21 protein-coding genes are annotated in these 24,582 nt (G+C 60.0%); 7 read left to right on the forward strand and 14 right to left on the reverse strand.

The features are described 5' to 3' along the window. Positions 1-19: 19 nt before the first annotated feature. On the reverse strand, positions 20-355 hold the full coding sequence (locus C7H10_RS05285; RefSeq protein ID WP_061330892.1) for a c-type cytochrome: 336 nt from the start codon (positions 353-355) through the stop codon (positions 20-22). A 225-nt stretch (positions 356-580) separates the two neighbouring features. On the opposite strand from C7H10_RS05285, the gene C7H10_RS05290 reads away from it, so the two are divergent. Next, complete coding sequence (locus tag C7H10_RS05290; protein WP_106694027.1) at positions 581-1,684, forward strand: enoyl-CoA hydratase/isomerase family protein; 1,104 nt, start codon at positions 581-583, stop codon at positions 1,682-1,684. 10 nt (positions 1,685-1,694) lie between these two features. Here the strand turns inward: C7H10_RS05290 and C7H10_RS05295 are convergent, their stop codons facing one another. The 3 genes from C7H10_RS05295 to C7H10_RS05305 form a co-directional block, all read right to left on the reverse strand. After that, entirely contained in the window at positions 1,695-2,282 is a 588-nt protein-coding gene (locus C7H10_RS05295; RefSeq protein WP_061330894.1) for an ankyrin repeat domain-containing protein, read from the reverse strand. Positions 2,283-2,352: 70 nt separating this feature from the next. Further along, a complete protein-coding gene (locus tag C7H10_RS05300) occupies positions 2,353-4,497 on the reverse strand; it encodes a tRNA(Met) cytidine acetyltransferase TmcA (RefSeq protein ID WP_106694028.1) in 2,145 nt (714 codons plus the stop codon). Then, positions 4,498-4,875 (reverse strand): DUF2237 family protein, encoded by a 378-nt coding sequence (locus C7H10_RS05305; protein WP_106694029.1) that lies wholly within the window; start codon positions 4,873-4,875, stop codon positions 4,498-4,500. Positions 4,876-5,064: 189 nt separating this feature from the next. On the opposite strand from C7H10_RS05305, the gene C7H10_RS05310 reads away from it, so the two are divergent. After that, the gene (locus C7H10_RS05310) at positions 5,065-7,389 is read left to right on the forward strand and encodes an ATP-dependent helicase (protein ID WP_106694030.1); all 2,325 of its coding nucleotides are present in this window, start codon (positions 5,065-5,067) and stop codon (positions 7,387-7,389) included. A 164-nt stretch (positions 7,390-7,553) separates the two neighbouring features. Next, positions 7,554-8,690, forward strand: a complete 1,137-nt coding sequence (locus C7H10_RS05315; protein ID WP_106694031.1) for an OmpA family protein — start codon at positions 7,554-7,556, stop codon at positions 8,688-8,690. Positions 8,691-8,771: 81 nt separating this feature from the next. On the opposite strand, the gene C7H10_RS05320 is transcribed toward C7H10_RS05315, so the two are convergent. After that, positions 8,772-10,016 carry a methyltransferase gene (locus C7H10_RS05320; RefSeq protein WP_106694032.1) on the reverse strand — a complete coding sequence of 415 codons (1,245 nt, stop codon included), beginning with the start codon at positions 10,014-10,016 and terminating at the stop codon, positions 8,772-8,774. Here C7H10_RS05320 and C7H10_RS05325 point away from each other — a divergent pair. Continuing rightward, the gene (locus C7H10_RS05325; protein ID WP_106694033.1) at positions 10,015-10,695 is read left to right on the forward strand and encodes a tRNA/rRNA methyltransferase; all 681 of its coding nucleotides are present in this window, start codon (positions 10,015-10,017) and stop codon (positions 10,693-10,695) included. The two genes, C7H10_RS05320 and C7H10_RS05325, sit on opposite strands and share 2 nt — an antisense overlap. A 2-nt stretch (positions 10,696-10,697) precedes the next feature. Here the strand turns inward: C7H10_RS05325 and C7H10_RS05330 are convergent, their stop codons facing one another. Both C7H10_RS05330 and C7H10_RS05335 read right to left on the reverse strand, forming a co-directional pair. Further along, positions 10,698-11,969, reverse strand: a complete 1,272-nt coding sequence (locus tag C7H10_RS05330) for a D-amino acid dehydrogenase (protein WP_106694034.1) — start codon at positions 11,967-11,969, stop codon at positions 10,698-10,700. 12 nt (positions 11,970-11,981) lie between these two features. After that, complete coding sequence (locus C7H10_RS05335; protein ID WP_106694035.1) at positions 11,982-12,812, reverse strand: polyphosphate kinase 2 family protein; 831 nt, start codon at positions 12,810-12,812, stop codon at positions 11,982-11,984. 119 nt (positions 12,813-12,931) lie between these two features. On the opposite strand from C7H10_RS05335, the gene C7H10_RS05340 reads away from it, so the two are divergent. From C7H10_RS05340 to C7H10_RS05350, 3 genes are all read left to right on the forward strand, one after another. Continuing rightward, positions 12,932-13,741: a TatD family hydrolase gene (locus C7H10_RS05340; RefSeq protein ID WP_061330902.1), complete on the forward strand. Its 810-nt coding sequence runs from the start codon at positions 12,932-12,934 to the stop codon at positions 13,739-13,741. Further along, positions 13,738-14,946: a cyclic di-GMP phosphodiesterase gene (locus C7H10_RS05345; RefSeq protein WP_106694036.1), complete on the forward strand. Its 1,209-nt coding sequence runs from the start codon at positions 13,738-13,740 to the stop codon at positions 14,944-14,946. The genes C7H10_RS05340 and C7H10_RS05345 overlap by 4 nt, the downstream gene beginning before the upstream one ends. 66 nt (positions 14,947-15,012) lie before the next feature. Next, complete coding sequence (locus C7H10_RS05350) at positions 15,013-16,632, forward strand: Na/Pi cotransporter family protein (protein WP_106694037.1); 1,620 nt, start codon at positions 15,013-15,015, stop codon at positions 16,630-16,632. Here the strand turns inward: C7H10_RS05350 and C7H10_RS05355 are convergent. The 7 genes from C7H10_RS05355 to C7H10_RS05385 all read right to left on the reverse strand — a co-directional run bounded on the left by C7H10_RS05355 (position 16,602) and on the right by C7H10_RS05385 (position 24,533). Continuing rightward, on the reverse strand, positions 16,602-18,881 hold the full coding sequence (locus C7H10_RS05355; RefSeq protein ID WP_106694038.1) for a diguanylate cyclase domain-containing protein: 2,280 nt from the start codon (positions 18,879-18,881) through the stop codon (positions 16,602-16,604). The genes C7H10_RS05350 and C7H10_RS05355 overlap by 31 nt on opposite strands. Continuing rightward, positions 18,878-19,834, reverse strand: a complete 957-nt coding sequence (locus C7H10_RS05360) for an ABC transporter substrate-binding protein (RefSeq protein ID WP_106694039.1) — start codon at positions 19,832-19,834, stop codon at positions 18,878-18,880. Before C7H10_RS05360 ends, C7H10_RS05355 begins: the two co-directional genes overlap by 4 nt. A 121-nt stretch (positions 19,835-19,955) precedes the next feature. Then, a complete protein-coding gene (locus C7H10_RS05365) occupies positions 19,956-20,864 on the reverse strand; it encodes a LysO family transporter (RefSeq protein ID WP_106694040.1) in 909 nt (302 codons plus the stop codon). A 65-nt stretch (positions 20,865-20,929) separates the two neighbouring features. Then, the gene (locus C7H10_RS05370; RefSeq protein WP_106694041.1) at positions 20,930-21,250 is read right to left on the reverse strand and encodes a DUF2288 domain-containing protein; all 321 of its coding nucleotides are present in this window, start codon (positions 21,248-21,250) and stop codon (positions 20,930-20,932) included. Between the two features lie 69 nt (positions 21,251-21,319). Continuing rightward, positions 21,320-21,706, reverse strand: a complete 387-nt coding sequence (locus C7H10_RS05375; RefSeq protein WP_106694042.1) for a response regulator — start codon at positions 21,704-21,706, stop codon at positions 21,320-21,322. Further along, positions 21,703-22,851 carry a response regulator gene (locus C7H10_RS05380; RefSeq protein WP_106694043.1) on the reverse strand — a complete coding sequence of 383 codons (1,149 nt, stop codon included), beginning with the start codon at positions 22,849-22,851 and terminating at the stop codon, positions 21,703-21,705. Before C7H10_RS05380 ends, C7H10_RS05375 begins: the two co-directional genes overlap by 4 nt. Next, on the reverse strand, positions 22,848-24,533 hold the full coding sequence (locus C7H10_RS05385) for a diguanylate cyclase (RefSeq protein ID WP_244178186.1): 1,686 nt from the start codon (positions 24,531-24,533) through the stop codon (positions 22,848-22,850). Before C7H10_RS05385 ends, C7H10_RS05380 begins: the two co-directional genes overlap by 4 nt. Positions 24,534-24,582 lie beyond the last annotated feature (49 nt).

The following is a 24,582-nucleotide window of genomic DNA, read 5'->3' on the forward strand; positions in this document are numbered from 1 at the left end:
ACTTTCAGAGCAGAAAGTCTTACTTGCCGCCGTCAGCCGGCAGGCTGGCGTAGTAGGCTGCCAGGTTGGCGATGTCTTCATCGCTCAGGCCAGTAGCCTGACCCTGCATCACCGGAGCCTGACCACCCTGGCGCTGGCCGTTCTTGTAAGCCTTCATGGAAGCAACCAAATACTGTTCTTTCTGACCGGCCAGGTTCGGGTACATCGGGATCTGGGAGATACCGTTTTGCCCGTGGCAGGCGGCGCAGACTGCAGCTTTGGCTTTGCCAGCAGCGGCATCGCCCGCAACAGCCGCAAACGGAGCGGCTGCGCCCAGCGCAAACAGACCAGCAACTGCGAAGTGCTTCAGATTCATTGTGTTCACCCTCTCATCGTTTTAACGTTCACTCACCGGCGATGATGCCGGACAGTAATTCAGGTTTCACTTATAGCACAGGCGGCCCCTGCCTCAAATGTGATAGATCAAGGACATTCGTGCGACCATGGTCCTCTTTTACTCTCGGACCGGGTAAAGGACAGTACGAACAAACCGCTAACTGCGACCTGTAACAGAACAATGTGATTGCCGGAGAGACACTTCATGCCTGTAGAGGTTCAGGAACTCCCTTGCCGGGAAGGCCATATTGGCCTGCTGACACTGAATTCACCCGATACCCTTAATGCACTGACCGAAGAGATGATCATTCAGGCTCAGGAGGCCCTGGATGCCTGGGCCGAGGACGATCGGATCTGCCTGGTGGTACTACGGGGGGCTGGTGACCGCGCATTCTGCGCCGGCGGTAACATCCGTACTCTCTACGATGCCCTGAAAGGCCAAGGCGACGCCGAGGCCCCGGCCCGCTTCTTTACTCGTGAATACCGCCTGGACTTCAGCGTTCACCGTTTTCCAAAACCGGTCATCGGCCTGGCACACGGCATTGTCATGGGGGGTGGGCTGGGCCTGTTATCGGCCTGCCGCTACCGCCTGGTAACCCCGGATGTCACCCTGGCCATGCCCGAGATCAGCATCGGTCTGTTTCCGGATGTCGGTGCCAGCTGGTTCCTTAACCGCCTGCCAGGGCGCCTGGGCCTGTTCATGGGCCTGACCGGAGCGCGGCTCAACGTCAGCGACGCACTTCGGGTGGGCCTGGCCGACCTGGTTATCGAGCCTGAGCAGGCTAGCGCCCTGCTCTCTCGGCTACAGGACGAACGCTGGACCGGTGAAGCGGCGGCAGACGACAACCGTCTGTTCCGCCTGCTCAGTCAGATTGAAGCGCTGGACTATCGCAGTCTGGCGGCCGGCCACCTGGAGCAGCACGAACAGACCATTGCGCGCCTGAGTGCTGGCGATGAGCTGCCAGCCGTGGTGGACCAACTGCTGTCTGCCCGCAATGAAGACCCCTGGTGGCAAGCCTGTCAGCAAACCCTCCGGCAGGGTTCACCGGTCACTGCCTGGCTGGTTTGGCACCAACTGCAAAAAGGTCAGCAGATGTCGCTGAAGGACATCTTCCGAATGGAGCTGGCCATGGCACAGGAGTGCACGCGCCGCCCCGATCTGGTGGAAGGCATTCGCGCGCTGCTGGTCGATAAAGACCGGTCGCCGGTGTGGTCCTACCCGTCGGTAGCGGATGTGCCTGAGGACGTTATCGAGCGGCACTTTCAGCCGGTGTGGGATGATACCGACGACCCGATGGGCCTCGACTAACCTGGCCCGGCTACCGCGCAGCGCCCGCCTGGACCAGCAACATTTCCAGGTCCTGGTTGTTACTGGCCCGGGCCAGGTCCAGGGCGGTGCGACCATCGGCGCTCCGGAAGTGAACATCGGCCCCAGCCGCCAGCAGCATTTCGGCGGTCAGCAAGTCGCCGCTTTCCACCACTTTCATCAACAGGGATTGCCCGTCCTGGCTGACATTCACATTGGCTCCGGCCGCCAGCAAGGCCCTGACCACCGCCAGGTGGCCGTTTTCCGCCGCGTGAATAACGGCAGTATAACCACGGGCATCCCGGGCATTCACATCTGCACCCGCCGCCAGAAGCAGGCGCACAATCCGGCGATTACCGTTAGTTGAGGCCACCATCAGCGGGCTTTCCCCGGCATCAGCCTGAACATTCGGACTGACTCCCTGCGACAGCAGGTTGAGCACTGCCCGGTCTTCATCGGCCTTGACCGCTGCCATTAGCTGGCCCGGATCTCCGGGATTGTCGGCTGCACCTTTTCCGGCGCCCGTTGACGCGCAGCCAGACAGCAACGCTAATGTGACGGTGACGAATAGAAGAACAACCTTGCCTGCTTCCCTGGCCATAATGAGCAATCTCTTGTGTGATTTTTGCAGCTATTCTGAGCAGCCGATGGCAAGAATTAAATCGAACCGTTCACAACTCGGGCCCGTTTTGCAGAAGTTGACAGGCCAACCCCCGGAGCCGCTGCTCACCATCCCGCTGACCGCTGCACAGTAACGCAGCCTGCAGTGCTGCCCACGACCAACCCTGAAGCACCGCCCGGCACCACAACGGAAAGTCCGGTTGCTGGCAAAGCCAGGCCATCACTCCCGGGGCGGCGCTTACCGCTTGCAGCATCGGCAAGCTCAGCTCGAACCCGCGATAACCATGGGCAAAACTGTTCAGGTCACGCCGGTCGTTGTTATCCGGGCCGGTGTCTGGCGGCAAGTCTGCGCCCAGGGTGCCCATCAGTACCGGCTCAAGCTGCGACCAGTGGCGAGGAACCAACACTTGCCAGTGGCGGGCAAACCGGGTTCTCAGTTGCGTTTCCAGACTGGCTCCGGCATCGGACAGGCCGCGCATCATCTGCACCGGAAACTCGCCGGTGCTCGCTTCCTGGCGCAAACCCAGACGAACCACCCGAAAATCACAAGCCTGCCAGAATCTGACCAACGGGTCGTTGCCACCAAAGCTGGTACCGATCGCGTCCAGGCCCTGCCCGCGGCAAGCCGCGGCGGCAGCATCCACCAGTTGGCGACCTATCCCCAGATGGCGGGCCTGTTCCACAACTGCAATGCGGACCACTCTCAGGGTTTTCAGGCTGGCCGCTTCCGGAAAGCCACCATGGCTGGCCAGGGATTGTGCCAGCAGGTGGCCCCGCAACCGGCGACGGCCCTGCGCTACCTGCTCGGCCAACCCTGCTTCAATGCCACCTTCCACAGTACCCCAAAGCACACCCACCGTTTGTCCCCGATACACTGCGCGCCAGGATTGCGCGCCGGGGTCATCCAGCCATTGCCGCAAGTCTGCCGGCGTTGTCCGGTAGTGAGCATCGACCAGCAGACCGAAAGCCTGTGACAGCTCCTGCTCGCTGGCGTCAGCCGGTACCCAGGGCTGAATATCAACGTCAGCAACCTCCGGCACGGGTTCTACCGCACCCTCGGCGGCCAACAGAAACAGCCTGAACACCAGCTGTTCCAAAGGATCATCACCAGCCCAGCGTACCGGCTGGTGTAACGGGATTCCGCGCCAGTGGGGCGTTTCCCGGTCGAGAATCTCGCGAAACCGGATAGCAAAACCACGCCCGGTGCCTTCATAGCCATGAACCGTGGTGGCAAAAGCCACCCTCGGCCAGCCCAACAGTATGTCGCGTAACCAGTGCGCCGGCAGGCCGGCCGCTTCGTCCACCAGAACCACTTCGGCGGCCGGGCGGGCGGCAAGCAGCTCTGGCACTGGCATGTAGCTCAGGCGGTGGCCTGTACGGCTCACAAGTTCCGATTCCGATTGCTCAGCCAGTTCTTCGCCAAGTTCGAGCACTGCGTGCCTGAACAGGGTATCCACGTTATCCCGGGAAGGTGCCGTCACCAGCACCTGCTCGCGACCGGCCAGGAGCAGACGGGCCGCAGCGATGCCCATGGCGGCAGACTTGCCACGGCCCCGGTCGGCGGTGATCACCAGGGGGCGTCGGCGGCGGCCCTGGCCGAACCGCACCAGGTGTTGCAGCAGTTGTTGCTGTTCATCGGTGGTTTGCGGGGTGAAACCGGCAGTATGTGCCGGCAATTCCGGCCAGTTAGCCAAGCCTGAGTCGTCTGCCTGTACCCGGATGATGGAGGCATCGCCACCGATCACCATCGCCAGCCTGGCGGCAAATGGGTGCTCTTTGGCTTGATCAAGGCCAGTGCGGACATAATCCGGATCGCCATAGTGACGCCACCGATCCAGGGGCGGCACCAGCCAGAACAGTAACCCTCCGGCCTGCAGCGTGCCTGCCAGTGCCGCAAAGGCATCTGGCGGATTGCCTTGCCAGCCGTCCCAAACCAGCAGGCTGGTTTCCCGGCCCAGCCATTGCTGGTAATGGTTGGCCTGAAGGTGTGGCAGGCCCACGGCTTCGGCGTGTTCGGCCCGGCCAACCCACAAGCTGTGGCTGGTATTCATCCGGGACAGTTGCCGGTGCATCCAGGTGCAGGTGTTTTCCTGCGAGCCCTCTACCAGAATCAGGCGGCGGTGGCCGATGGTTCTGAGCCTGGCTTGCAGGCTTTGCCAGTCTGCGGTCGGATGCTCCCGGCTTGTGTCAGTCATTCAGCTGAGATCCGCGGCATGGGCTTTTAGGTCAGCAAGTTCGCAAGCTTCAAGGGCTCTTTGGTGGGTGGCGCGCAGTTTGACCCGCGGGGCACTGTTGGCTTCGAAGGCTTGTTGCCAGCGGCCGGCGCAGAGGCACCAGCTGTCGCCCGGTTTGAGGCCGGGGAAGCCGAATTCGGGTCTGGGGGTGGAGAGGTCGTTGCCCTGGGCTTTGGAGTAGTCGAGGAAGTCGGCGGTGACGATGGCGCAGACGGTGTGGTTGCCCAGGTCATCGGGGCCGGTGTTGCAGCAGCCGTCGCGGTAGAAGCCGGTTGTCGGGTTGTTACCGCAGGTTTCCAGTTTTTCGCCCAGTACGTTCAGTGCTTCAGAGTTCTGCATTTCCTAGCCTTCCAGTTTCGGAGTTGACAGGGTTCGGGTAGCCTTTCCAAAACACGCTCCTTGCGGCACATCCATGTGACGCTTGGGCTCCGCCATCCATGGCTCCGCACAGTTTTGGAAAGGCTACCCGAACCCTGTTTTCAAACACGGGTGGTGTAGTCAAAAGCGCAAAAGATCGCCTCGGCAATTATGCGGGAGCGCTATTCCCGCTACCAGTTGGCCAGTACAATAGCCCGCATGCCTACCAAACCCCAAATCCCGGATATCTCTCACCTGCCCGAGTTTCTCACCGATGAGCAGCGGGCGATTATTACGGCCGGCTATGAGCATGCGGTGATCACTGCCGTGGCGGGCAGTGGCAAGACGTCGACGCTGGCCTGGCGGATTCGGTTTTTGCTGGAGCAAGGGCATGATCCGGACCGGATGCTGGTGTTGATGTTCAATCGCAGTGCCCGGGTGGATTTTGAGCGGAAGCTGCAGGAGGTGTGTGATCGGTCCGGGCTGGCGTTGCCGGAGATTCGGACGTATCACGCCATGGGGCTGCGGCTGTACAAGCGGTTTGTCCGGGAGGGGTATCTGCCCGGGTTTTCGGAGAAGATTCTGACCGAGCAGGAGATCGCGTTTCAGGCGTGGTTGTTGACCCGGCGGCTGGCGCCGGAGGATCTGGCGGATGAGATTCGGCGCAACAAGAAGGAGTTTGTGGAGACGGCCACCGGGTTTATTGATCTGGTGAAGACCGGGTTGTCGCCGGCGGAGGTGGTGTTTGAGGAGTTGGGGTATTCCGATAAGCACCGGTATCTGATCGATTTGTTCCACGGTTTCGAGCAGTGGCGTAAAGGCCAGGGGCGGATCAGTTATGCGGATATGTTGTATGAGCCGGTGATGGCGATTCATCAGAACCCGCCGTTGCAGCGCTTGGTCGGCAACAAGATGGATCTGATTCTGGTGGATGAGTACCAGGATACCAATGAGATTCAGCATCTGTTGTTGCGCTACGTGGCCGGTGACCGGGCGCGGGTGACGGTGGTGGGGGATCCGGACCAGACCATTTATGAGTTTCGCGGGGCGAAGCCGGAGTTTATTTTGCGCCGGTTCAGTGATGAGTTTGAGAGCCCGCTGGAGCAGACGCTAAGCTACACCTTCCGGTACGGGCATCAGGTGGCGCTGCTGGCCAATCATCTGATCTGTCACAACACCGGGCGTAAGGATGTGATGTGTCATTCGCATCCGTCCACGCCGGCGACCACCGTGGACCTGCATCGGGCGGAGAATGACGGTGATCAGGTGCTGCGTATTCTGCAGCAGCAGGCGCCGGAGCAGAGCAGTCAGACCGCAATTCTGTTCCGGGTGTGGAGTCAGAGTGTACCGATTGAGCTGAAGTTGCTGGCCCAACAGATGCCTTATCGGATTGACGCCGGCAAGGGGGCGCTGTTCAGTCGCGAGGTGCAGGCGATAACTGCCCTGCTGATGGTGGTCACCGGCCGGCTGAAGTTGCTGCCGGATACCGACCGGTTGGATCTGGCGCGGCTGCTGCTCCGGTTTCCCCATGTGGGCCTGAAAGAGCCTGAACTGGAGAACCTGGCACAGTTCCTGGCGGCGTTTGACGGGGCCTGGCATGAGCGGCTGCTTGCGATGGATTTTGACGCGCTTGCCCCGATGGCGGGCCGCAAACTTCGCAAGCTGGGGGAGGTGCTGGCGCAGCTTGAGCGATACAAGGGGCCGGTGGCCGGGCTGATCAGTGTGTATGCGGAGCACTTGGAGCTCTACGAGGGCATTCGCAGCCTGGCACTGACCCATGACAGTGCCGAGGAGCGCATTGATACGGTACAGGGTTTCCGGGATTACCTGAAAGGACTGGATCTGACGGCTGAGGACGCACTGGATCATCTCAAGGCGCTGAAACAGCAGGCAGGAGAGCAGCAGGGGCACGGGGTGTTGCTGTCCACCATCCATCGCACCAAGGGGCTTGAGTGGCCAGTGGTGATTATTCCTGGCCTGCAGGAGAAATACCTGCCCTACAGCCCAAGGCCCCAGGACGATGCCAGGGCACTGTTGGAAAGCGAACGGCGCCTGCTCTACGTGGCCATGACACGAACCCGACAGGCCCTGCATCTGATCACCCGGCCAGCCAGTCAACAACCCCACCTTGAGGGCGACCAGGGTCCCAGCCGGTTTGTGGCCGAGTTTTGCTTTGAGCTGTCCAGGGAACTGGGTGCCGCACTGGAGGGGAACTATCCGGCAGGAACAGGGTCACTGAGCCTGACCGTGCCCCTGACACCGGTCAGCCTGCGTTATGCAGACCGGGAGGGGATTGTCATTGAAGGCCAGACTGCGCCTGAGGCTGATACCACGGAACCGGTTTGGCACCATGCGCGTGTTGTCCACGCCATCTTTGGCGCTGGCGACGTGACGTCAGAGGATGAAAGTTCGTTTGAAGTGCGTTTTGCCAATGGCGATACCCTGAACTTCAGCAAGAAGAGCGCTCATCTGTATTTCACGGCGACATCAGATTAAAACGACGCTGTCAGTGAACTGCGTACAATTCCCGACGTACCAACTACTGTCATTTTTTTGTTTTTTTTGGCTTACTGACCTAAATTCCGAGTAATACAGGTGTTTTTCGGAGTTTTCATTCCTGAGAGAACTGCAGGAAATAACAACTAAACAGGAGGTTCTGCATGAAGATCATGCGCCCGGTCGCTCTGGCCGCCCTTACAGCATCCCTTGCCACGCCCGCTCTGGCCGACCGCCAGGAAACCATTTACCTGAACCCGTTCGCCGGCTTCCAGCTGTTTGATGACAAACGGGATCTGAGCGAAACCGGCACCTTTGGTGTCGGTGTTGAGTACCGCTTCCTGCCGCGCTGGTCTGTTGAAGCTGTGTATTCACGCGCCGATGCTGACCGTAAGTACGTTGCAGGAGAGTCCGAGTTCCAGGAACTGAGAATCGACGGCACCTACTACTTTGCCGGCCCGGACGCGGCCTGGAACCCGTACGTATCACTGGGTGCCGGCCATGCGGAATTTGGTGTGGGTGATACTATTTCCTACACCACTGCAGGCACCGATCACGAAGAAACCCGCGTGAACGTGGGCGTGGGCTTCCGCTACAACGTCAGCGACAGCATCTCCATCCGTGGCGATCTCCGAGAGTTCCACGGTATTGATGAAAGCACCTTTGACACCATGGCCTCACTTGGCCTGAGCTGGGCCTTCACCCGCACCGTTGCTTCCTCGAAGCCCGCTCCTGCCCCCGCGCCAGCACCGGCTCCCGCAGATTCAGACGGTGATGGTGTGCCCGATAACCGCGATCAGTGCCCGAACACGCCAGCCGGTGTTCAGGTAGACAGCCGGGGCTGCCCGGTGGACAGCGACGGTGACGGCGTGCCGGATTACCGCGACGAATGCCCGAATACCGCTGCCGGTGCCACCGTTGACGAGCGCGGCTGCGAAGGTGTGACTGAAACCGTCGAAACCATTGAGCTGCGAGTTCAGTTCCCCACGAACAGCTCCGTGATTGATGCCACGTTCGATAACGAAATCCGTCGCGTGGCGGACTTCATGGCCGAGTACCCGGAAACCACCGTGGAAATCGCGGGTCACTCCGACAGCATTGGTGACGCCGAGTACAACCGCTTCCTGTCCCAGCGTCGTGCCGAGGCCGTTGCTAACCGGCTGACCACGGTTCTGGGCGTTGACCCGGATCGCGTAAGCGCCATGGGTTATGGCGAAGCCGAGCCGATTGCCAGCAACGACACGGCCGCTGGCCGTGCCCAGAACCGCCGTGTTGAAGCACGCATTCAGGTTAGTCGCTAAGACCAACACATAAGGTAATGAGCAAACAAGGCGCCCTCTGGCGCCTTGTTTGTTTCCGGGCCAACGCTCCTCAGAAAAACATCAGTCCGATACCCTGACCGCATCCAGCAACAGGTTGCGCGGAGTCAGTGAGCGCTCACAGAAGGCCCCCAGCCGCACCCGATAGCCCTGCTCCTCAAGAAACATCGCATAATCGAACACCAGCCAGAGCTCCAGCGGCCGCCGGAACAGGTGCCGCAGCAGTTCGTGCCGGCGTACCTTCTGGAACCGGCGCTCCCCTTCCGCCAGCCAGTGCTGCCAGTCCAGATTTTCCGGCAGCTCCAGGCGCTTTTTATCGGCCGCCCAGGCACAGAAGGTTCTGAAATCACCCGCATTCAAACGCCCGGGATGGGATGGTACTGGAAGGTAGCTATCAACGCTGCGAAGGTGCCGCTGAAGAGCATCAAAGCCCAGGCGCCAGATACTGATTTGCCAGGTTTGCTCGCGCACCCTGGCCGGCGCCGTAACAGTCTCCTGAACGGCCAGTCGCAGGCCATTTCGGTCGAGCGTGACCGCACCGGTGTATTGCGATGCCTGATCAGACATCAACCGGTAGTTTTCATGATCCGTCAGATGATAACAGCAGGGTGAAAAGCTCAGGCGCGACGTCTGTTCCGCGCTGCCTCGGCGAATCAATTGCCGGTGCAGGTCGCCGCAGGCATGCAAGGCAACACCATGAGCCTTGCCGGGCCAGGCCAGGGTTTCAGCCATGACATCCTGATGGCGCAGGATGACAGGATCCTGGTAATGCTGCGCGAGGCGATTGCCATCCGCCACCAGTTCCGGATTCCATTCAAACCCCAGCACCGAAGGCGCTCCTTGCCCAACCAGAGTGCGGGCCAGATGGCCCTTGCCGCAGCACCAGTCCAGTACCGGCCCAGTCAATGGCCGCACCGATGCTGAAAAGGCGCCCGCTTGCTCGCGCTTGCGCCCCGGCATATCCACCGCAGCCACTTCGGCCAGCGCCGCCGCCCGGCTTTCTTCGGTGGTGGCAAGGGCCGGCACCGCTATCAGGTCAGGGTAACCGGCGAGGTCCGGGACGAAACGGGCGACGTTCTGCGAGAGCTCCGCCAGATTCTCTTCCAGATACTCACAGGCATGGTCATCCAGCGCTTCCAGCCAGCCCGCCAGTTCCGGATAATCCCGGATCCACGCCGGCGCGGGCTCCATGAAAGGAATCGGACGCCAGAGGGGTTGATGCCGGGCAAGCCAGTCGTTCACGGCCTGCCAGCGGTTGTAAAAAGTCACGGGCGACTGGTGTACACTCGCCGCCGGAGGTAACGTCATGAAACTGGCCTTTGTACTGGTTGAACCAAAAGTTCCGGAGAACGTCGGCGCGGCTGCCCGGGCCCTGTGTACCATGGGTTTTTCCGAGCTGTGGCTGGTCAATTCCGACCTGCATACCCGGCCGGAAGCCCACTGGCTGGCGCATGGCAGTGATCACATTCTCGACAATGCGCGCATTTTCCCTGATCTGGCCGCGGTAAGAAACTCCGCGGATCTGCTGATGGGCACCTCGGCCAAGCCCCGGCATAACCGGCAGGACTGGCACGAGCCCGCCGCACTTCGCGCGGTGCTATCCAATAAGGGGGAGTCGGCTGCCACCGCTGCCCTGGTATTCGGGCGGGAAGACCGGGGCCTGGCCAACGAGGAGCTGGCCCTGTGCGATCTGCTGACCGGATTCCCCATGGCGGTGACCTATCCATCCCTGAACCTGGCCCAGGCGGTGATGCTTTACGCCTGGGAGCTGTCCGGGCTGCAAAAAACCAGTGAACAGTTGGAAACTGCGGCCAGCACATCAGGACTGGCGGCACTGCGCTCGCGGCTGGAGGGCCTGTTGCCAGAACTGGACGCTCCGGCGGACGAAAAGCTGTCCCAGTGGGTGTTCGAAAAACTGCCGCTGCTGTCTGACCGGGATATCGGCTTCGTTCACACCCTGTGCGGCAATATCGAGCGCAAACTCTGACGCTATTCCGAAAAGCGTCCGGGCCGGAAGGGGTCCAGTACCACTGCCGGCTCTTCACCATCGATTACCTGCGCAATCACGTCTGCACTGCCGGCAGACAGGGTCCAGCCGAACGTGCCGTGGCCGGTATTCAGGAACAGGTTGTCCCTGGGGCCTTTGCCGATGATGGCTGGGCCATCCGGCGTCATCGGGCGGAACCCGGTCCACGCCTCTGCCGCCGCCAGGTCCGCACACCCCGGAAAACGGGATTCAACGGACCGTTTGATGGTTTCAATCCGCGCTTGCGGAATGTCCCGGTTGAAGTCCGCCAGCTCGACAAATCCGGTTGCCCGCAACCGGTCGCCCAGGCGGGTAGACACCACCTTGAAGTTGTCATCGTGAATCGTACTGACCGGCCCCTTGGCCGTATCATGCAGGGGTACGGTGATGCTGTAACCCTTGATCGGATAGATTGGCAAACGCAGCCCCAGTGGCTTTACCAGTTGCGGTGACCAGCAACCAGCGCAGACTACAAAGGCGTCTGCCTCCAGGGTTTCCAGCCGGCCGTCCGCGTTGGTCAGTTGCACCGCGTTTACCCGAGTTTCGTCGGCAACCAGCCGCTCCACTTTCACGTCGTATCGAAAGTTTGTGCCCAGTTGCTCACACACCCTTGCCAGTGAGCGGGAAAACAGATGGCAGTCGCCCGTGCCATCCGTGTCGTAGCTGATGGCACCGTACAGGGGGCCATCACCGGTCATGCCCGGTTCCGTTTCCCTGACCTGTACAGGCGTCAATAGCCGGGAGGCAATACCCATGTCATTCAGCAGTTCGTGAATAGCCCGGTAGTCATCCATGGCCTCCGGCTTGCTGGCCAGGTGCAGCAGCCCCCGATGCTGGCCGTCGAAGGCCAGATCGTGTTCCTGCTCAAGGGCCAGGAAGCGCTCCCGACTGTGCATGCCCAGGCGCAACATGGCCCGTTTGTTCAATCCGAACAGACCCGGCGACCAGGCATAACGAAGTGTGGCGAACATGAACCGCATGGCATCCAGTGACGGCGGCACTTTCAGTTTCAATGGGCCGGATTTCTGCAGAATCCAGGGCAAGGCCTTGAACACCATCGAGGGGTCTGCCCAGGGATAGACCACACCATAGGATCGCTGGGCCGCGTTGCCTTTGCTGGTCTCGTTACCGGCCAGCGGATGGCGCTCCAGCACCGTTACCTGGTGGCCACGGCGCAGCAGCTCACGAGCCGTGGTAACGCCGACCACACCACCGCCTACAACCACGATATGCATAACTCGCCTCCGTTACTCCACGCCATTCTCAGCCAGCAGGGTCCGATACTCTTCCAGTACATCCGGATGCTCCTCCGGATAATCCGGTGCCAGCTGCTTCAAAACTTCGGCCACCAGGGCTGCGACAACGGCCCGAGCCTCGGATTTGCGATCTCCGGGCACAATAAACCAGGGAGCCTCATTGGAATGGGTGGCTGCCAGCGCTTCCTCCGCATACGCCTGGTATTTGTCTCGCAGTTTCCAGCCCTCGATATCGGAGCGGTCAAACTTCCACCGTTTACGAGGCTTGTCCAGGCGCTTTAGCAACCTTCGCTTGTGTTCGTCTTCGGACAGGTTCAGCCAGACCTTCACCACACAGGTACCCTCACTGACCAGGTGCTGCTCGAAATCCCGAATCGCCCGGTACCGGGTTTGCCAGTCGTAGGTTTCCTCAGCCCGCACAGGCCAAACCCGTTCCGCAATCACCGCTTCGTGGTGGCTGCGGTTGAAGGCCACCATCTGCCCGTAGGCCGGCAACAAAGGGGTGACACGCCAAAGGAAATCATGGGCGGATTCTGTTGCTGTGGGCCGGCTGAACGACCAGGCATGAAAGCCGGCCGGGTCAGCATAGGTAGCAAGGGTTCGAATCAGGCTGTCTTTGCCACTGGTATCCGGGCCGTGTATCACCAGCAACAGGGCTTTCCGACCATTGGCCCAAAGCCGGCGCTGGTACTCGCCGATGTCTTCCAGGCTCGCCTCCAGTGCCGGCAGTTTTTCATCGTCATCCAGCAGACTGGGGTATCGACCCAGCGCCGGCTTTTTCGGGTCCAGAAACCATGTCCGTGCGAACGCCGTATACTCCATCAAGGAAACTCCCTATCAGCACGATGCAATGCAACAATCACCCAAGGTGATAAACTGGCGTGATCCAATTCTCAGAATAGCAGCCAAGCGACGGCTGTGATGGAGCATAGACCCCAGGCATGAGTAAGAAACGTCGTGAGATTCCCGTATTTGATCACCCGATCATCGAGACCCACTGCCATCTGGATTACCTGAAAGACCGGCCGCTGGCCGAGACCCTGGAACAGAGCCGCAAGGTAAACATCGAACGGGTGATCACCATCGCCGTGTCTCCGGACAACCTGGCCGCCGTGCGTGAACTAAGCCAGCTTGAGCCCTGGGTGTACGGCACCCAGGGCATTCACCCCCACGAAGCGGAAAGCTATTCCGATGAAGTGGAGGCGGAAATCCGCGAACACGCCCGGGATGACAAAATCGTCGCCATTGGCGAGATCGGTCTGGATTACTACTACGACAATGCTGACCGGGGCGTGCAACGGGAGGTATTCCGTCGCCAGCTGCAGATTGCCTGCGACAATGATCGCCCCGTTGTGATTCACAGCCGCGACGCAGACGACGACACCATTGCCATCTTGCAGGAGTTTGAGCAGACCCTGACCCGCCGGGGCGTGATTCACAGCTTTACCTCCGGCCCCGGGCTGGCCCGTTATGCGCTGGACCAGGGCTGGTGCCTGGGCTTTAACGGCATCACCAGCTTCAACAAGGCGGAAAACGTTCGGGATATCGTACGCATGGCCCCGATCGAGCAGATTCTGCTGGAAACCGACGCCCCCTTCCTGACGCCGGTACCCTACCGTGGCCGGGAAAACGCCCCGTTCTATCTGCCGTTTGTTGCCGAGAAAATCGCCGAGGTGAAGGATCTCCCCCTCGACCAGGTCTTAACCCAGACTTACCAGAACAGCCTGAGGACGTTCTTCCCACAACCATGATCAAACGCATTCCCATCGCTGCGTTGAAGGTCGGCATGTACATTTCCGACCTGAATAACGACTGGATTCCCCATAACACCCAACGCAAGAAAGGGGTGATCAAGCGGGAAGAGACCATCGAGAAAATCCGCAGGATGGGGGTCCAATACGTCTACATCGACGTTGAGAAAGGTCTGGACTCCCAGGACGCTGAGACCGCCCAGGAAGTGGACCGGCGCAATGAACAGGCCTTGCAGAATGCAGGTGAACAGCGCCCGGGCATCAAGCACAAGGTTGCCCTGACCGAAGAGATTGTCATCGCTCAGCGGATTCACAGCCAGGCCCAGGGCCTGGTGGGCAGTTTCATGAACAACGTCAAAATGGGTGCCGCCATTGATATCGCGCCCATTCACCAACTGGCCGACGAACTGCAAAACTCCGTTCTGAGAAACGCCAACGCCCTGAGTTGCCTTGGCCGCATCCGCGAGAAAGACAACTACCTGTTGGAACACTCCGTTAACCTCAGTGTGCTGATGTCGCTGTTCGGCAACTACCGTAACCTGCCGGCAGACGTACTGCATCAAACCGTGGTGGGCGCCCTACTCCATGACCTTGGCAAGATCCTCACCCCCGATGACATCCTGCATAAACCCGGCCGCCTGACGGCGGAAGAATTTGAGGTGATGAAACTGCACGCCCGGCACTCCAGGGACATTCTTGCCAGCACCGAAGGCATCGGCGAAATCGCCGTGATTACCGCTGCTCAGCACCATGAGAAACTGGATGGCAGTGGTTACCCGGAGGGTCTCAAGGGCGAAGAAATCACCGAATACGGGCGTATGGTAGCGATCACCGATGTTTACGACGCCATCACTTCCGACCGGGTGTATCACAAGGGTATGACGCCGTCCCAGGGGCTGAAAAAACTGCTCGAATGGAGTGGAGACCATCTGGACCCGGAACTGGTGAAACAGTTTATCCGCTGCATCGGCCTGTACCCGGTGGGCTCGCTGGTGCTGCTTGAGAGTGGACGGCTCGGGGTGGTGGTGGAAACCAACGATCAGGATCAGCGCCTGCCCGTGGTAAGGGTGATGTACCACACCCGGTTTCGACTACCGATTACAGTGGAAACCATCGATCTATCCCGCGCCGGCAATCAGGACCGGATTATCCGGGCGGTGGACCCGGAAGACTACAAACTGGATGTGCGCAAATTCCTGGCCTGAGGCATCGTGCCAGCCAACCTCTGCTACACTCGCCACTAATCCGCAAACCACAACGACAACCGAACCATGATCTCATCCGTGTTCCAGATTCTCGGTGGCTTGGCGCTGTTCATGCTGGCCATGGAAATGATGACCACCGGCCTGAAGAACGCCGCTGGCCACCAGTTACGACACCTGTTAGGTACCTGGACCAGGACACCCCTGCGGGGCCTGATGGCCGGCTTTGCCATCACCGGTATTGTACAGCATTCCGGGGCGGTTACCGTTGCCACCATTGGCTTTGTCAACGCGGGCCTGCTGACCCTGGCTCAGTCTCTCGGGGTCATTTTCGGTTCCAACATAGGCACCACCATGACCGCCTGGCTGGTCAGCCTGGTGGGGTTCGGGTTCAAGATCGAAGCCCTGGCGCTGCCGCTGCTGGCCGCCGGTGTCGGCTTCAAGATGATCAGCCGCAATCAGCGGAACCAGTTCCTGGGGGAGGCGCTGGCGGGCTTTGCGCTGTTTTTCCTCGGCCTGTCGATTCTCAAGACCGCACTGGAATCCCTGGCCGGAGGCTTTACCGACGGCGGTATTATCAGCCCGGATTATGGCCTGTTTACGTTTCTGGTCATCGGGTTTCTGGCCACGGTTCTGACGCAATCCTCCAGCGCCGCCCTGGCCATTGTTCTGACCGCTGCAGCCGGTGGCTTGATCGGTCTCGACAATGCGGCAGCAGCGGTGATCGGCGCCAACCTGGGCTCCACTTCTACGGCTGCCCTGTCGGCCCTCAAAGCCACCGCCAATGCCCGCCGGCTGGCGATTGGCCATATCCTGTTCAACGTGTTTACCGGCGCCATCGCCCTGATAATCCTGCCGGTGATGCTGTGGACCGTGGCGATGCTGACCGACTGGCTGAACCTGGAAGCCAACCCCGCTGTGTCTCTGGCGCTGTTCCACACCCTGTTCAATGTGCTGGGGGCGGCCATTATGCTGCCGTTTACCAAACCCTTTGCCCGGTTTCTGGGCCGGATGTTCCGGAGCAAGGAGGAAGATAACGCCGTGCCCCGTTATCTGGACGATACCCTGATCACCACGCCAGAACTGGCGATCGGGGCGGTGGACCAGGAAATGAAACGACTGATCGGCCATAGCCGGGGCCTGCTGAGGGTGTGTCTTGATCGGGAGAGCCTGACCGAAGCCGATATCCGGCCGAAAGCCGATGCCATCCGCAACCTGAACCGGGCGATCACTGACTATATCGGCCGGTTGAGGGCGGAAAAAATGCACCCGTCTGTGGTGGATGCCCTGACCATCAGCATCCGCACCTGCCGCTACCTGGCCGAAGCCACTGATCTGACCACCCGGCTATTGCAGCTACGGCAGCTAAGCCACCGAACAGAGTTTGCCGAGCAAGCTGAGACACTGGAGCACTATCTGGATACCATCCGGGAGCTGGTCGCATCAGAAGGCCCGGCTGAGGCGTTGCTTGCCGAGGCAGAGGGCACTTACCACCGGTTGAAAAACGCGATGTTGCAGATGATGGTACGGCGGGATTTCAGCACCGCCCTGGGGGACCAGGCTCTGGATACCCTGAGTTCTGTACGGCGGCTCAATGACCAGTGGAGCAAGGCCCTGAAATGGCAACCGGCCACCCATTTGCTCAATGGCGCCCAGCATCAGCTGCCGGAGTCGGAAAACCTGCAGTAGCGGTTTTTGCCCTCCCGTTTGGCGCGATACATGGCCTGGTCTGCCTGGCGTAACAGCTGGTCGCCATCCAGCTCCGCGTTTTGTGGGTAAACGGTGTAACCCAGACTGGCAGATACTTCAACGCTGTGGTCTGCCACCCACACGGGATCGCCAATTTTTGTCAATATGCGCACCAGCAACGCCTCCAGGGTTTGCTGGTCGGCGACGTTCACCACAATGGCGGCAAATTCATCCCCCCCCAACCGGGCCAGCGTATCTTCCTCGCGCAGGGTTGAACGCATGCGGCGGGCAACTTCCACCAACAAACCATCCCCTGCATCGTGCCCGAAGGCATCGTTGATGGGTTTGAAATGATCCAGATCGATGTAAATCACCGCCAACTGATAGTTCTGCCGGCGGGCCTGGGCCATGGATTGCTGCAGACGGTCCGAGAACAGCACCCGATTCGGCAAGCCGGTCAGTGAATCATAGTGCGCCATGGTGCGCAGCTGTTTCTCGGTTTCCTTGAGTTGGGTGACATCACTGAACACCCCGACAAAATGGCTGAGCTGCCCCTGCTCATCGAACACGCTGCTCAGGGTAAGGCTGAGTACAATGGCGTGACCATCCCGGTGCCTGCTGGCAAATTCACCGGTCCAGACGCCGTGCTTACGCGCCGCAATCAGGATGGCACTGCCTTCGTCCATGGGCATTGGTGGCAGGCTGCCCACCGCTACCTTGTGGTCCCGCCCGGTAATCAGTGAGTAGGCTTCGTTGATATCCATGACAACACCGTGGGCATCGGTGATAAAAATAGCTTCACGGGCATTCTCAAACACTCGCAGGGCCAGTCGCTGGCGCTCTTCGGCATACTTACGGCGGGTAATGTCGTACCAGGAACAGAGAATGGACGGGCTCTCCTGATCGTGTTCATAGACCGGCGCCAGGGTCATATCCACCCAGACATCGGAACCGTCCGAACGCACGAACAGCCACTCGGACTGTGCCACTTCGCCGGTCGCTACCCGCCTGATCAGTGCATCCGCTTTTTGCAGGGAAGGTGTACCGTCCGGCTGCGCATGGGGAGAGAAAGTGGGCAAGCCCTTACCTAACAGCGATGCCTCGGAGGTGTAACCCACCAGATCCACGGCAGCCCGGTTGCAATTGATCAGTTCCCCGTTACGGATCATCAGCATCGGCTGGGGCCAGCTGCCAATGAGCTCACGCTGGCGCCGTTCCTCGGTAGCCAGCTGGCGCTTCTTGCGGCTGAGCCAAAGGCTGGTGACCACGAGCATGACAAAGAGAACCGCAACCGTCAGCACCCAGATCCGGTACTGGTTCAGCACATCCACCCAGGTGACTCTCGGCACCTGGTCATAGGGCGCCATTCTCAGAGTTCGGGCCAGGTCTTCGACCGACTGGTAGTCTGCGGGGGGTGAAAACCCCGCCAGGCCCGCCGCCCGGGCAGCGGGATGATCAGGTTGCAGAGCAAACAGCGCAGACGCCACCTGACGCACAATCTGGCTATCGACATGGGGCAGAGATACCAGCGGCCACTCAGGGTAGAGGCGGGTAGACACCGCAAACGGAAAGCCGGCCAGCGACTGGACATGAATCATTTTCAGCTCGTCTGCCAACGCCGGATTTTCCCGGGTGAGTTCCTCGTATACGCCGGTCCGGACAAACCCGACATCGGTATCGCCGGTCAATACCGCTCGAATGACTCGGTCGTGATTACCCAGATGCACCATCCGATTGTGGCGGAGAATGTCCACACCCGCATCCCTCAGCTCCAGCGCCGCTGCCTGAAAGCCACCGAGGTAATGAATACCCGGGGTAGCTATACTTTTGCCTCTGAGGTCTGCCAGGCGATCGATGTCACTGCGTTCGGCGCGGGTAAGGATGAGGCCACCAATACTGCCAGTGGAACGGCCTTGCCACTCCCGTTGCAGGGTGGCCAGCACCCCGGTCAGGCTGCGCTCGCTGCGAATCACAAGGAAGTGGCTGGGGTTGGTCAAAAAGAAATCCACCCGATTCGAGGCCAGCGCCCGGTTCATGTCATCCTGGTTAAATACCCGCAGCCGCACCTCCAGTCCGGTTTCCTGGCTCAAATACTCTGCCAGCAGGCTATAACGTTCCTGGATCACCGGTTCTGGCCGGTAAGACAGAATCCCCAGAGTGACGGCCCCCTTGGCCACGGCTAACGGTGCCCAGAGCCCGGACAGCAGGCCTAGCACCAGAATAAGAGTGCGGGAACACCGCCGGTTCATGACAAACTCCGGGGCAGGAATGACGGGTCACAAAGGCGTTCGTAAACAGGATGGCTGGCCATCAACCCCTCGCGGACCAGAATGCCGGACAGTCGTTTCGCGACCACCTCAATCCGGCCATGATGCGCCAGGTATCGTTGGTTGGCTGCAAGCTCCGGAAGCATCACCGTGGCCAGGGACCGGCGCACCGAATCCGGCGTTATTCCCTGACGAGTGGCCACTCGATACACTGCATCATGCATGCTGCGCACCAGGTGATGCTGGCCCCGGAAGTAGCCGTACACCAGATCACGCACCGCACCGGGTTTTCGGCGGGCGGCTGCCTCAGTAACTATCAGGGTATCAAAGATGGTATCGGGCACCTGACTGCTGTCGAATAACCGGGTACCTCCGGCCTGCTCCAGCACCGAGGCGGTCGGCTCGTAGCATACCGACGCTTCAATATCGCCATTTTGCCAGGCGGACAAATGGCGATTCACCGGCAGATCAACCAACGAAACCTGATCGGTGCTCAAGCCGGCCCGCTCCAGAATAGAGAACAGCATAATCCCCGAGACGCCACCCAGTTCGACGGCGATGGGCCGGCCCCGGAGCCCGGCAGGACTGGTGATGGAGGGTTTGACCACCAGGACATCGGCACCAACAGACACGTTGGTAACCGTTACCACACGCAGGGGTACGCCCTCCGCGTATACCCGCAACGCTTCATCCAGGGTCAAGGCAGCGGCATCCAGCTCGCCGGCCAGCAGGCCCGCCATGGAGTCGCTGGCTGCCGAATGTTTGACCAGCCGAACGGAATCCGGCAGCCAGCCAAACTCCTCCGCCAAGTACAGGGGTTCGTAACCAATCCAGGGATGAATGCCAGTACGCAACGGTGCGGATTTTGAACAACCGGCCAGCCCCAGAGCCGAAAGGGCGGCAACGGACAGTTGCAGGAATTGGCGGCGGTTCATTCAGGCTCCGGAGCGGCATCGATTATTCGGATACTAATACGTAGCCACTATAGCGGTAAATCTGACCAAAGCATTGCACCGGGTCAATTTCAGATTCTGAATGTCATTGGATTCTTGCCGCTCAACCCAAAGCCAGAAAGATCCCCATTAACACCGGCGACAGAAACGACAGTAAAAAGCCGGAGGCAATCGCCACCGGTACACAGGCAAGGCCGCCGCTGCTTCGAATAACGGGAAGGGTGAAATCCATGGCGGTTGCACCACCGTAACCGATGGCCATGGCCGGGCGCGCACCTATAACCAGCGGAATGATGGCAAGGGCGATGATCTCCCGCAGCACATCGTTCAGGAAGGCCACGCCACCCCAGGCGGGCCCCAGAGCATCGCCGATCACGATGCCAGACAACGAATACCAGCCAAATCCGGAGGCCAGAGCCAGGGACTGATGCCACGGCACACCCAGCCACGGAATCAGCAAAAGGCCCGCCAGCAGGGAACTCAACGCCATCGCCAGCGCGATGCCCAGGCCCTGGCGGTTCATCAGCAATTTGCGGAGCGACAACCCGGCGTTACGCAACTGCAGCCCGATAAAGAACAGCAACAGCATCAGCGCCCAGGTAGCCACATCGTCAACCAGAGGCAGTTGCGGTAACAGGAAGTAGCCGGCCAGGGCCCCAGCGACAACCGCCAGTAACGGTTTCAAGCCGGCGAGGAACAACCGGCGGTAACTTGGCTTCTCCTGCCCCGCCTCTTCTCCCGTGGACATGGGCTGCCAGCGGTGGAACAACCATAGGCCCACCAGGTTGGCCACCAGCAGCACCATGACCAACCCCGCCACCTGAGCAGCCATGGTGCCTAACTGGTCCAGCAGGCCATCCATCTGACCAAGGCCAAGACCCAGCAGCGCCAGAATGAAATAGACCAGGGCTTCCACGGTGTAGTGTATGACCGTCATCAGACGGCGGTTAGAGAGCGCTATGGCAAAGCCCAGGAACAAAGGCGCCAGAACAAGCAACGCACCGGTCAGCATAAACCCCTCACGGGCAGGTTAGACAATATAGGAAACCGGCTTCGTGAGCCGGCAACAGGACTGGGTCAATGCAGGCCCTGGCCAGAACGGTCCTGAACCAGCACCCAGGGGGCAATCACCACGGCCCAGAGTTCGGCATTGCGATCGTACCAGGCGCGGGCGAGATCGGGAGCCACTTCGCCCACCTGTCCGCCAGCCATCCACTGCTCGAACTGCGCCTTGTTGTCGGCGGTCAGTTCAGCCGCCACGCTCAACAAATCCAGCTCCGGTGCTACCCGCACCACCTGGCCGCGGGCATAATAGGTTTGCAGCTCGTGCCAGTGAATGCGGGAGGTTTCCAGGTTCAACCGTGCTTTGATGTCATCTGGAGATTCTGGGGAGGACATAGTTACCTCAGCAGCGAGTTCGTTTTCAGGGCGCCAGCCTACCCTAAAACCGGCACCTTGGCACCCTGATCAATCTTTGCCCATAAAGGCACGGATTTCGTTCGCAAGGGTCATTGGGTCAAAGGGCTTGGGGATCACACCAATGGCACCAAGGGCAAGATAGGACGCCTGTTCTGAAGGTTGAAGCCGAGCGGTCATGAACACCACCGGCACCTGCAATCCGCCGGGCCTTTTTTTCAGAGCGCGAAGCGTTTCAGGGCCATCCATCGCTGGCATCATGACGTCCAGCAAAATCAGGTCTGGCGCAAACCCATCAATCTGCGCTAAGGCCTGGGCGCCAGATTCGCACAAACAAACCTCGAAACCACCAACGTCAACCAGGGCCAATTCTGCCACTTCCCGGATATCCGGGTCGTCTTCAACGTACAGAATCCGCTCCCTTCGACCGCCAATCATGGTTTGTCCCTCTGCGCTGAATTTCCTGTGCCGTCATCGAGCCCGAGCCGGCGCAATAGCCGCCGGCATTCCTCGGTGCGCTCCTGACCCTCAGCCATTAGTGCAGCGGCCCGCATGATCAACCGTTCTTCCCTGGTGCTGTCACGGGGTAAAAAGTGCACCGCACCGATCATGTCCCGCAGGCCCAGAGGGAGGCGCCATTGTACTTTCAAGCGATTGCCGTATGGTTGCGCCCACTCTTTCAGACAACGCCGGGCAAGCTCTGCAGACACTTCACCACCCCGGGAGGCAAACTGGTTGAGAATATGCAAAACCGCCAGCTCGCCCACGCGACTCAACAACCCTGCTTTCTGGTACATCACCGGCGAGTGCTTCAGTGTGATGGCTAGTCGCTGGGCTTCTCTACCCACATGACTGGCCGTGTCCTGAAAACCGGCCGCCAGTTCAACCAGAACCGACACATGAAACTTACGGCTGACATCCAGAGACAGTGCCAATGCCAGATTCAGTGCCATAGGCACGCCCAGCAGTGTGATCGCATCCTTGACGGTTTCGACAGGTTTGCCCGTGCGGCGAAAGGAACTGCCATTGGCCACATCCAGAAATCGGGTGACGAGAGCCGTTTTTTCCCGCCAGCGTTCCGCCAACTGAGCGGCCGACAGTTGATCGGCACGCTCAATCAGCTCCAGGATGTCCTCCGGATTCTGGTCACCCGGTAATTGAACTGACCGCTCCAGCCCGGACTTGAGCATAGTCTCCAGATCTGGCCGCCCATACTGCCCCTCGGATGTCAGCAGCTCGGCCAGGCGCTGATGCAGGATCTCCACACTGAAAGGCTTGGTGATATAACCGCTGATACCATAGTGAGCCGCTTTCAGCACGGAATCCCTGTCTGCCCGCCCCGAAACCATCACCAAGGGCACCTCGGAATCACGCCTGCGAACCTGCCGCACAAGCTCCAGGCCAGAGCCGTCCGGCAGGTTCCAGTCGGCCACTACCAGATCAAAAGATTCAGTGTCGACTTTGGCCAAGGCCTGAGCCAGGGTTCCAGTCAGGCGCACCCTCGCCCCCGGGTAGCTCCCGGCAATCACGGTTTCAAGCAGTTCTGCGACCAGTTCGTCGTCTTCCAATACCAGTACGTTCATCGAATCACCGGATTGTCAGTGGGCTCCCGTCCTTCAAAAACCACTTCACGATCACGCCCCTCGCGCTTGGCCTGATATAAAGCCTGGTCTGCGGCCTCTATGGCATCACTGCCACATTCAAACGCGTTGACCTGGGCGATACCGGCTGACAGGGTGACCCTGAAACTGTCCCCACCGCACTTGAATACCAGCCCGGAAAAACTCGCCCGGAGGTCTGCCATTCTCTGTCTCGCGTCTTGTTTACCGCATCCAGGCAGCACCAGCAGGAACTCTTCACCGCCGTAGCGGCCAATCCGATCGGTTTCTCGCAGGCGGTTGCGTAAAAGGTTAGCCAATGCCTTGATAACGGTATCGCCACAGCGGTGGCCATGAATGTCATTCACCTGCTTGAAGTGATCAATATCCAGCATCACCACACAGGCTTCCAGGCCTTCACGGCGGCATCTGGACAGCTCCTTGTCGGCCTCCTGTTTGATCAGGGAGTGCTTAAGCAGTCCGGTGAGGCTGTCCCGGTTCATCAGCCCGGACAGCTGGCGGGCCCGGAAGCACCGGATCAGAACCGATCTCACCAGATAGCCATCAGAGACCGGTTTGGTCAAAAACTCATCCGCGCCCCGGGACAAGGCGTCAAGCTGCACATCCCGGTCAGCCTCGGAGGACAGGTAGATAATCGGCAGGCTGAGCCACTGGGGGTCAAATCGCACCAGTCGAGCCAGGTGAACACCCGAGTACTCGCCCAGCTGCACGTCCATCAGAATGATGTCTGGGCGAAATTCCGACAGCTGGTGCATCAGCTCGGTTGGCTCCCTGACCCAACACACGTCCACCCCGGCAGACGTGAGAATCAGGCGGAAATGTTCCGCCAGCTCCTGGTCGTCCTCCACCATCAACACCCGCCCACGAACATGGGCACTGCGTTCGATCGCCAGGTACTCAATCCGCTCGGCCAGTTCGGGCACATCCACCGGCTGTCCGAAGAAAGCGACAGCCCCCAGGGACGCGGCCTGATAACGGTTGGCAAACGACGTATCCGGACTCAGGCATACGACCGGAACGCGCTCAACCGACGGCTCGGAACTGGCTCGAAGCAGAGCCATGACGGACCTCTGCTGGGCATCGGAACACAGTATCGCACACGGCCGCCCGACCAGTTTGGCAAGGCAACCAGCCAGCTCGTCATCGGCAGCACTGTATCTGTGACTTTCAAACCCGTAACCACCCAAAGCATCCGACAGGCTCCGGGATTCTGCGGCGTCGTCCAGTACCAACACCACCTGAACCCGGGCACCGTGGCTGCCCAATGGCGATTCCGATGATGTTTCTGAGGCACTGTCACCAACAGTGATGGGTGCCCTCTGCAGCAAATGTTTGAGTTCGGAGACTCGCAGCAACAGATCAGCGGGCTGCTGTGTGGGGCCATCGGCATCAGGCAGTAAACGTTTCTCCAGGACCCTGGCGGCCTCGCCCAGAGCCGGCTGCCCGAATGTGCCCGCAGAACCCGCCAACTGATGGAGGCGACGGGCAATCTCCGCCAGTTCCTCCTGGCCTGCCTTCTCCCCGGCACCAAACCTGGCAGCCTGTTTCTCGAGGCTATCCAGCTCCATCTCGGCCCGCACCCGAAAGCGGTCCCGCAAGGCAGCGAGCCGATCGTTGACCGTACTGGTTGCTCCTGATTCCACCATAGACTTTCTGCCTGATATTCTGAGGCTGTGTAATCCAGTAGTTTAGACT

The organism is Marinobacter shengliensis (assembly GCF_003007715.1).
GTDB lineage: Bacteria > Pseudomonadota > Gammaproteobacteria > Pseudomonadales > Oleiphilaceae > Marinobacter > Marinobacter shengliensis.

Coding starts and splice junctions, on each gene's coding strand:
- C7H10_RS05335 (WP_106694035.1), bottom strand. CDS start 12,812: ATGGAGTATACGGCGTTCGCACGGACATGGTTTCTGGACCCGAAAAAG.
- C7H10_RS05380 (WP_106694043.1), bottom strand. CDS start 22,851: ATGAACGTACTGGTATTGGAAGACGACGAACTGGTCGCAGAACTGCTT.
- C7H10_RS05340 (WP_061330902.1), top strand. CDS start 12,932: ATGAGTAAGAAACGTCGTGAGATTCCCGTATTTGATCACCCGATCATC.
- C7H10_RS05345 (WP_106694036.1), top strand. CDS start 13,738: ATGATCAAACGCATTCCCATCGCTGCGTTGAAGGTCGGCATGTACATT.
- C7H10_RS05330 (WP_106694034.1), bottom strand. CDS start 11,969: ATGCATATCGTGGTTGTAGGCGGTGGTGTGGTCGGCGTTACCACGGCT.
- C7H10_RS05370 (WP_106694041.1), bottom strand. CDS start 21,250: ATGTCCTCCCCAGAATCTCCAGATGACATCAAAGCACGGTTGAACCTG.
- C7H10_RS05360 (WP_106694039.1), bottom strand. CDS start 19,834: ATGAACCGCCGCCAATTCCTGCAACTGTCCGTTGCCGCCCTTTCGGCT.
- C7H10_RS05285 (WP_061330892.1), bottom strand. CDS start 355: ATGAATCTGAAGCACTTCGCAGTTGCTGGTCTGTTTGCGCTGGGCGCA.
- C7H10_RS05310 (WP_106694030.1), top strand. CDS start 5,065: ATGCGGGAGCGCTATTCCCGCTACCAGTTGGCCAGTACAATAGCCCGC.
- C7H10_RS05325 (WP_106694033.1), top strand. CDS start 10,015: ATGAAACTGGCCTTTGTACTGGTTGAACCAAAAGTTCCGGAGAACGTC.
- C7H10_RS05290 (WP_106694027.1), top strand. CDS start 581: ATGCCTGTAGAGGTTCAGGAACTCCCTTGCCGGGAAGGCCATATTGGC.
- C7H10_RS05295 (WP_061330894.1), bottom strand. CDS start 2,282: ATGGCCAGGGAAGCAGGCAAGGTTGTTCTTCTATTCGTCACCGTCACA.
- C7H10_RS05365 (WP_106694040.1), bottom strand. CDS start 20,864: ATGCTGACCGGTGCGTTGCTTGTTCTGGCGCCTTTGTTCCTGGGCTTT.
- C7H10_RS05355 (WP_106694038.1), bottom strand. CDS start 18,881: ATGAACCGGCGGTGTTCCCGCACTCTTATTCTGGTGCTAGGCCTGCTG.
- C7H10_RS05350 (WP_106694037.1), top strand. CDS start 15,013: ATGATCTCATCCGTGTTCCAGATTCTCGGTGGCTTGGCGCTGTTCATG.
- C7H10_RS05315 (WP_106694031.1), top strand. CDS start 7,554: ATGAAGATCATGCGCCCGGTCGCTCTGGCCGCCCTTACAGCATCCCTT.
- C7H10_RS05305 (WP_106694029.1), bottom strand. CDS start 4,875: ATGCAGAACTCTGAAGCACTGAACGTACTGGGCGAAAAACTGGAAACC.
- C7H10_RS05320 (WP_106694032.1), bottom strand. CDS start 10,016: ATGACGTTACCTCCGGCGGCGAGTGTACACCAGTCGCCCGTGACTTTT.
- C7H10_RS05385 (WP_244178186.1), bottom strand. CDS start 24,533: ATGGTGGAATCAGGAGCAACCAGTACGGTCAACGATCGGCTCGCTGCC.
- C7H10_RS05375 (WP_106694042.1), bottom strand. CDS start 21,706: ATGATTGGCGGTCGAAGGGAGCGGATTCTGTACGTTGAAGACGACCCG.
- C7H10_RS05300 (WP_106694028.1), bottom strand. CDS start 4,497: ATGACTGACACAAGCCGGGAGCATCCGACCGCAGACTGGCAAAGCCTG.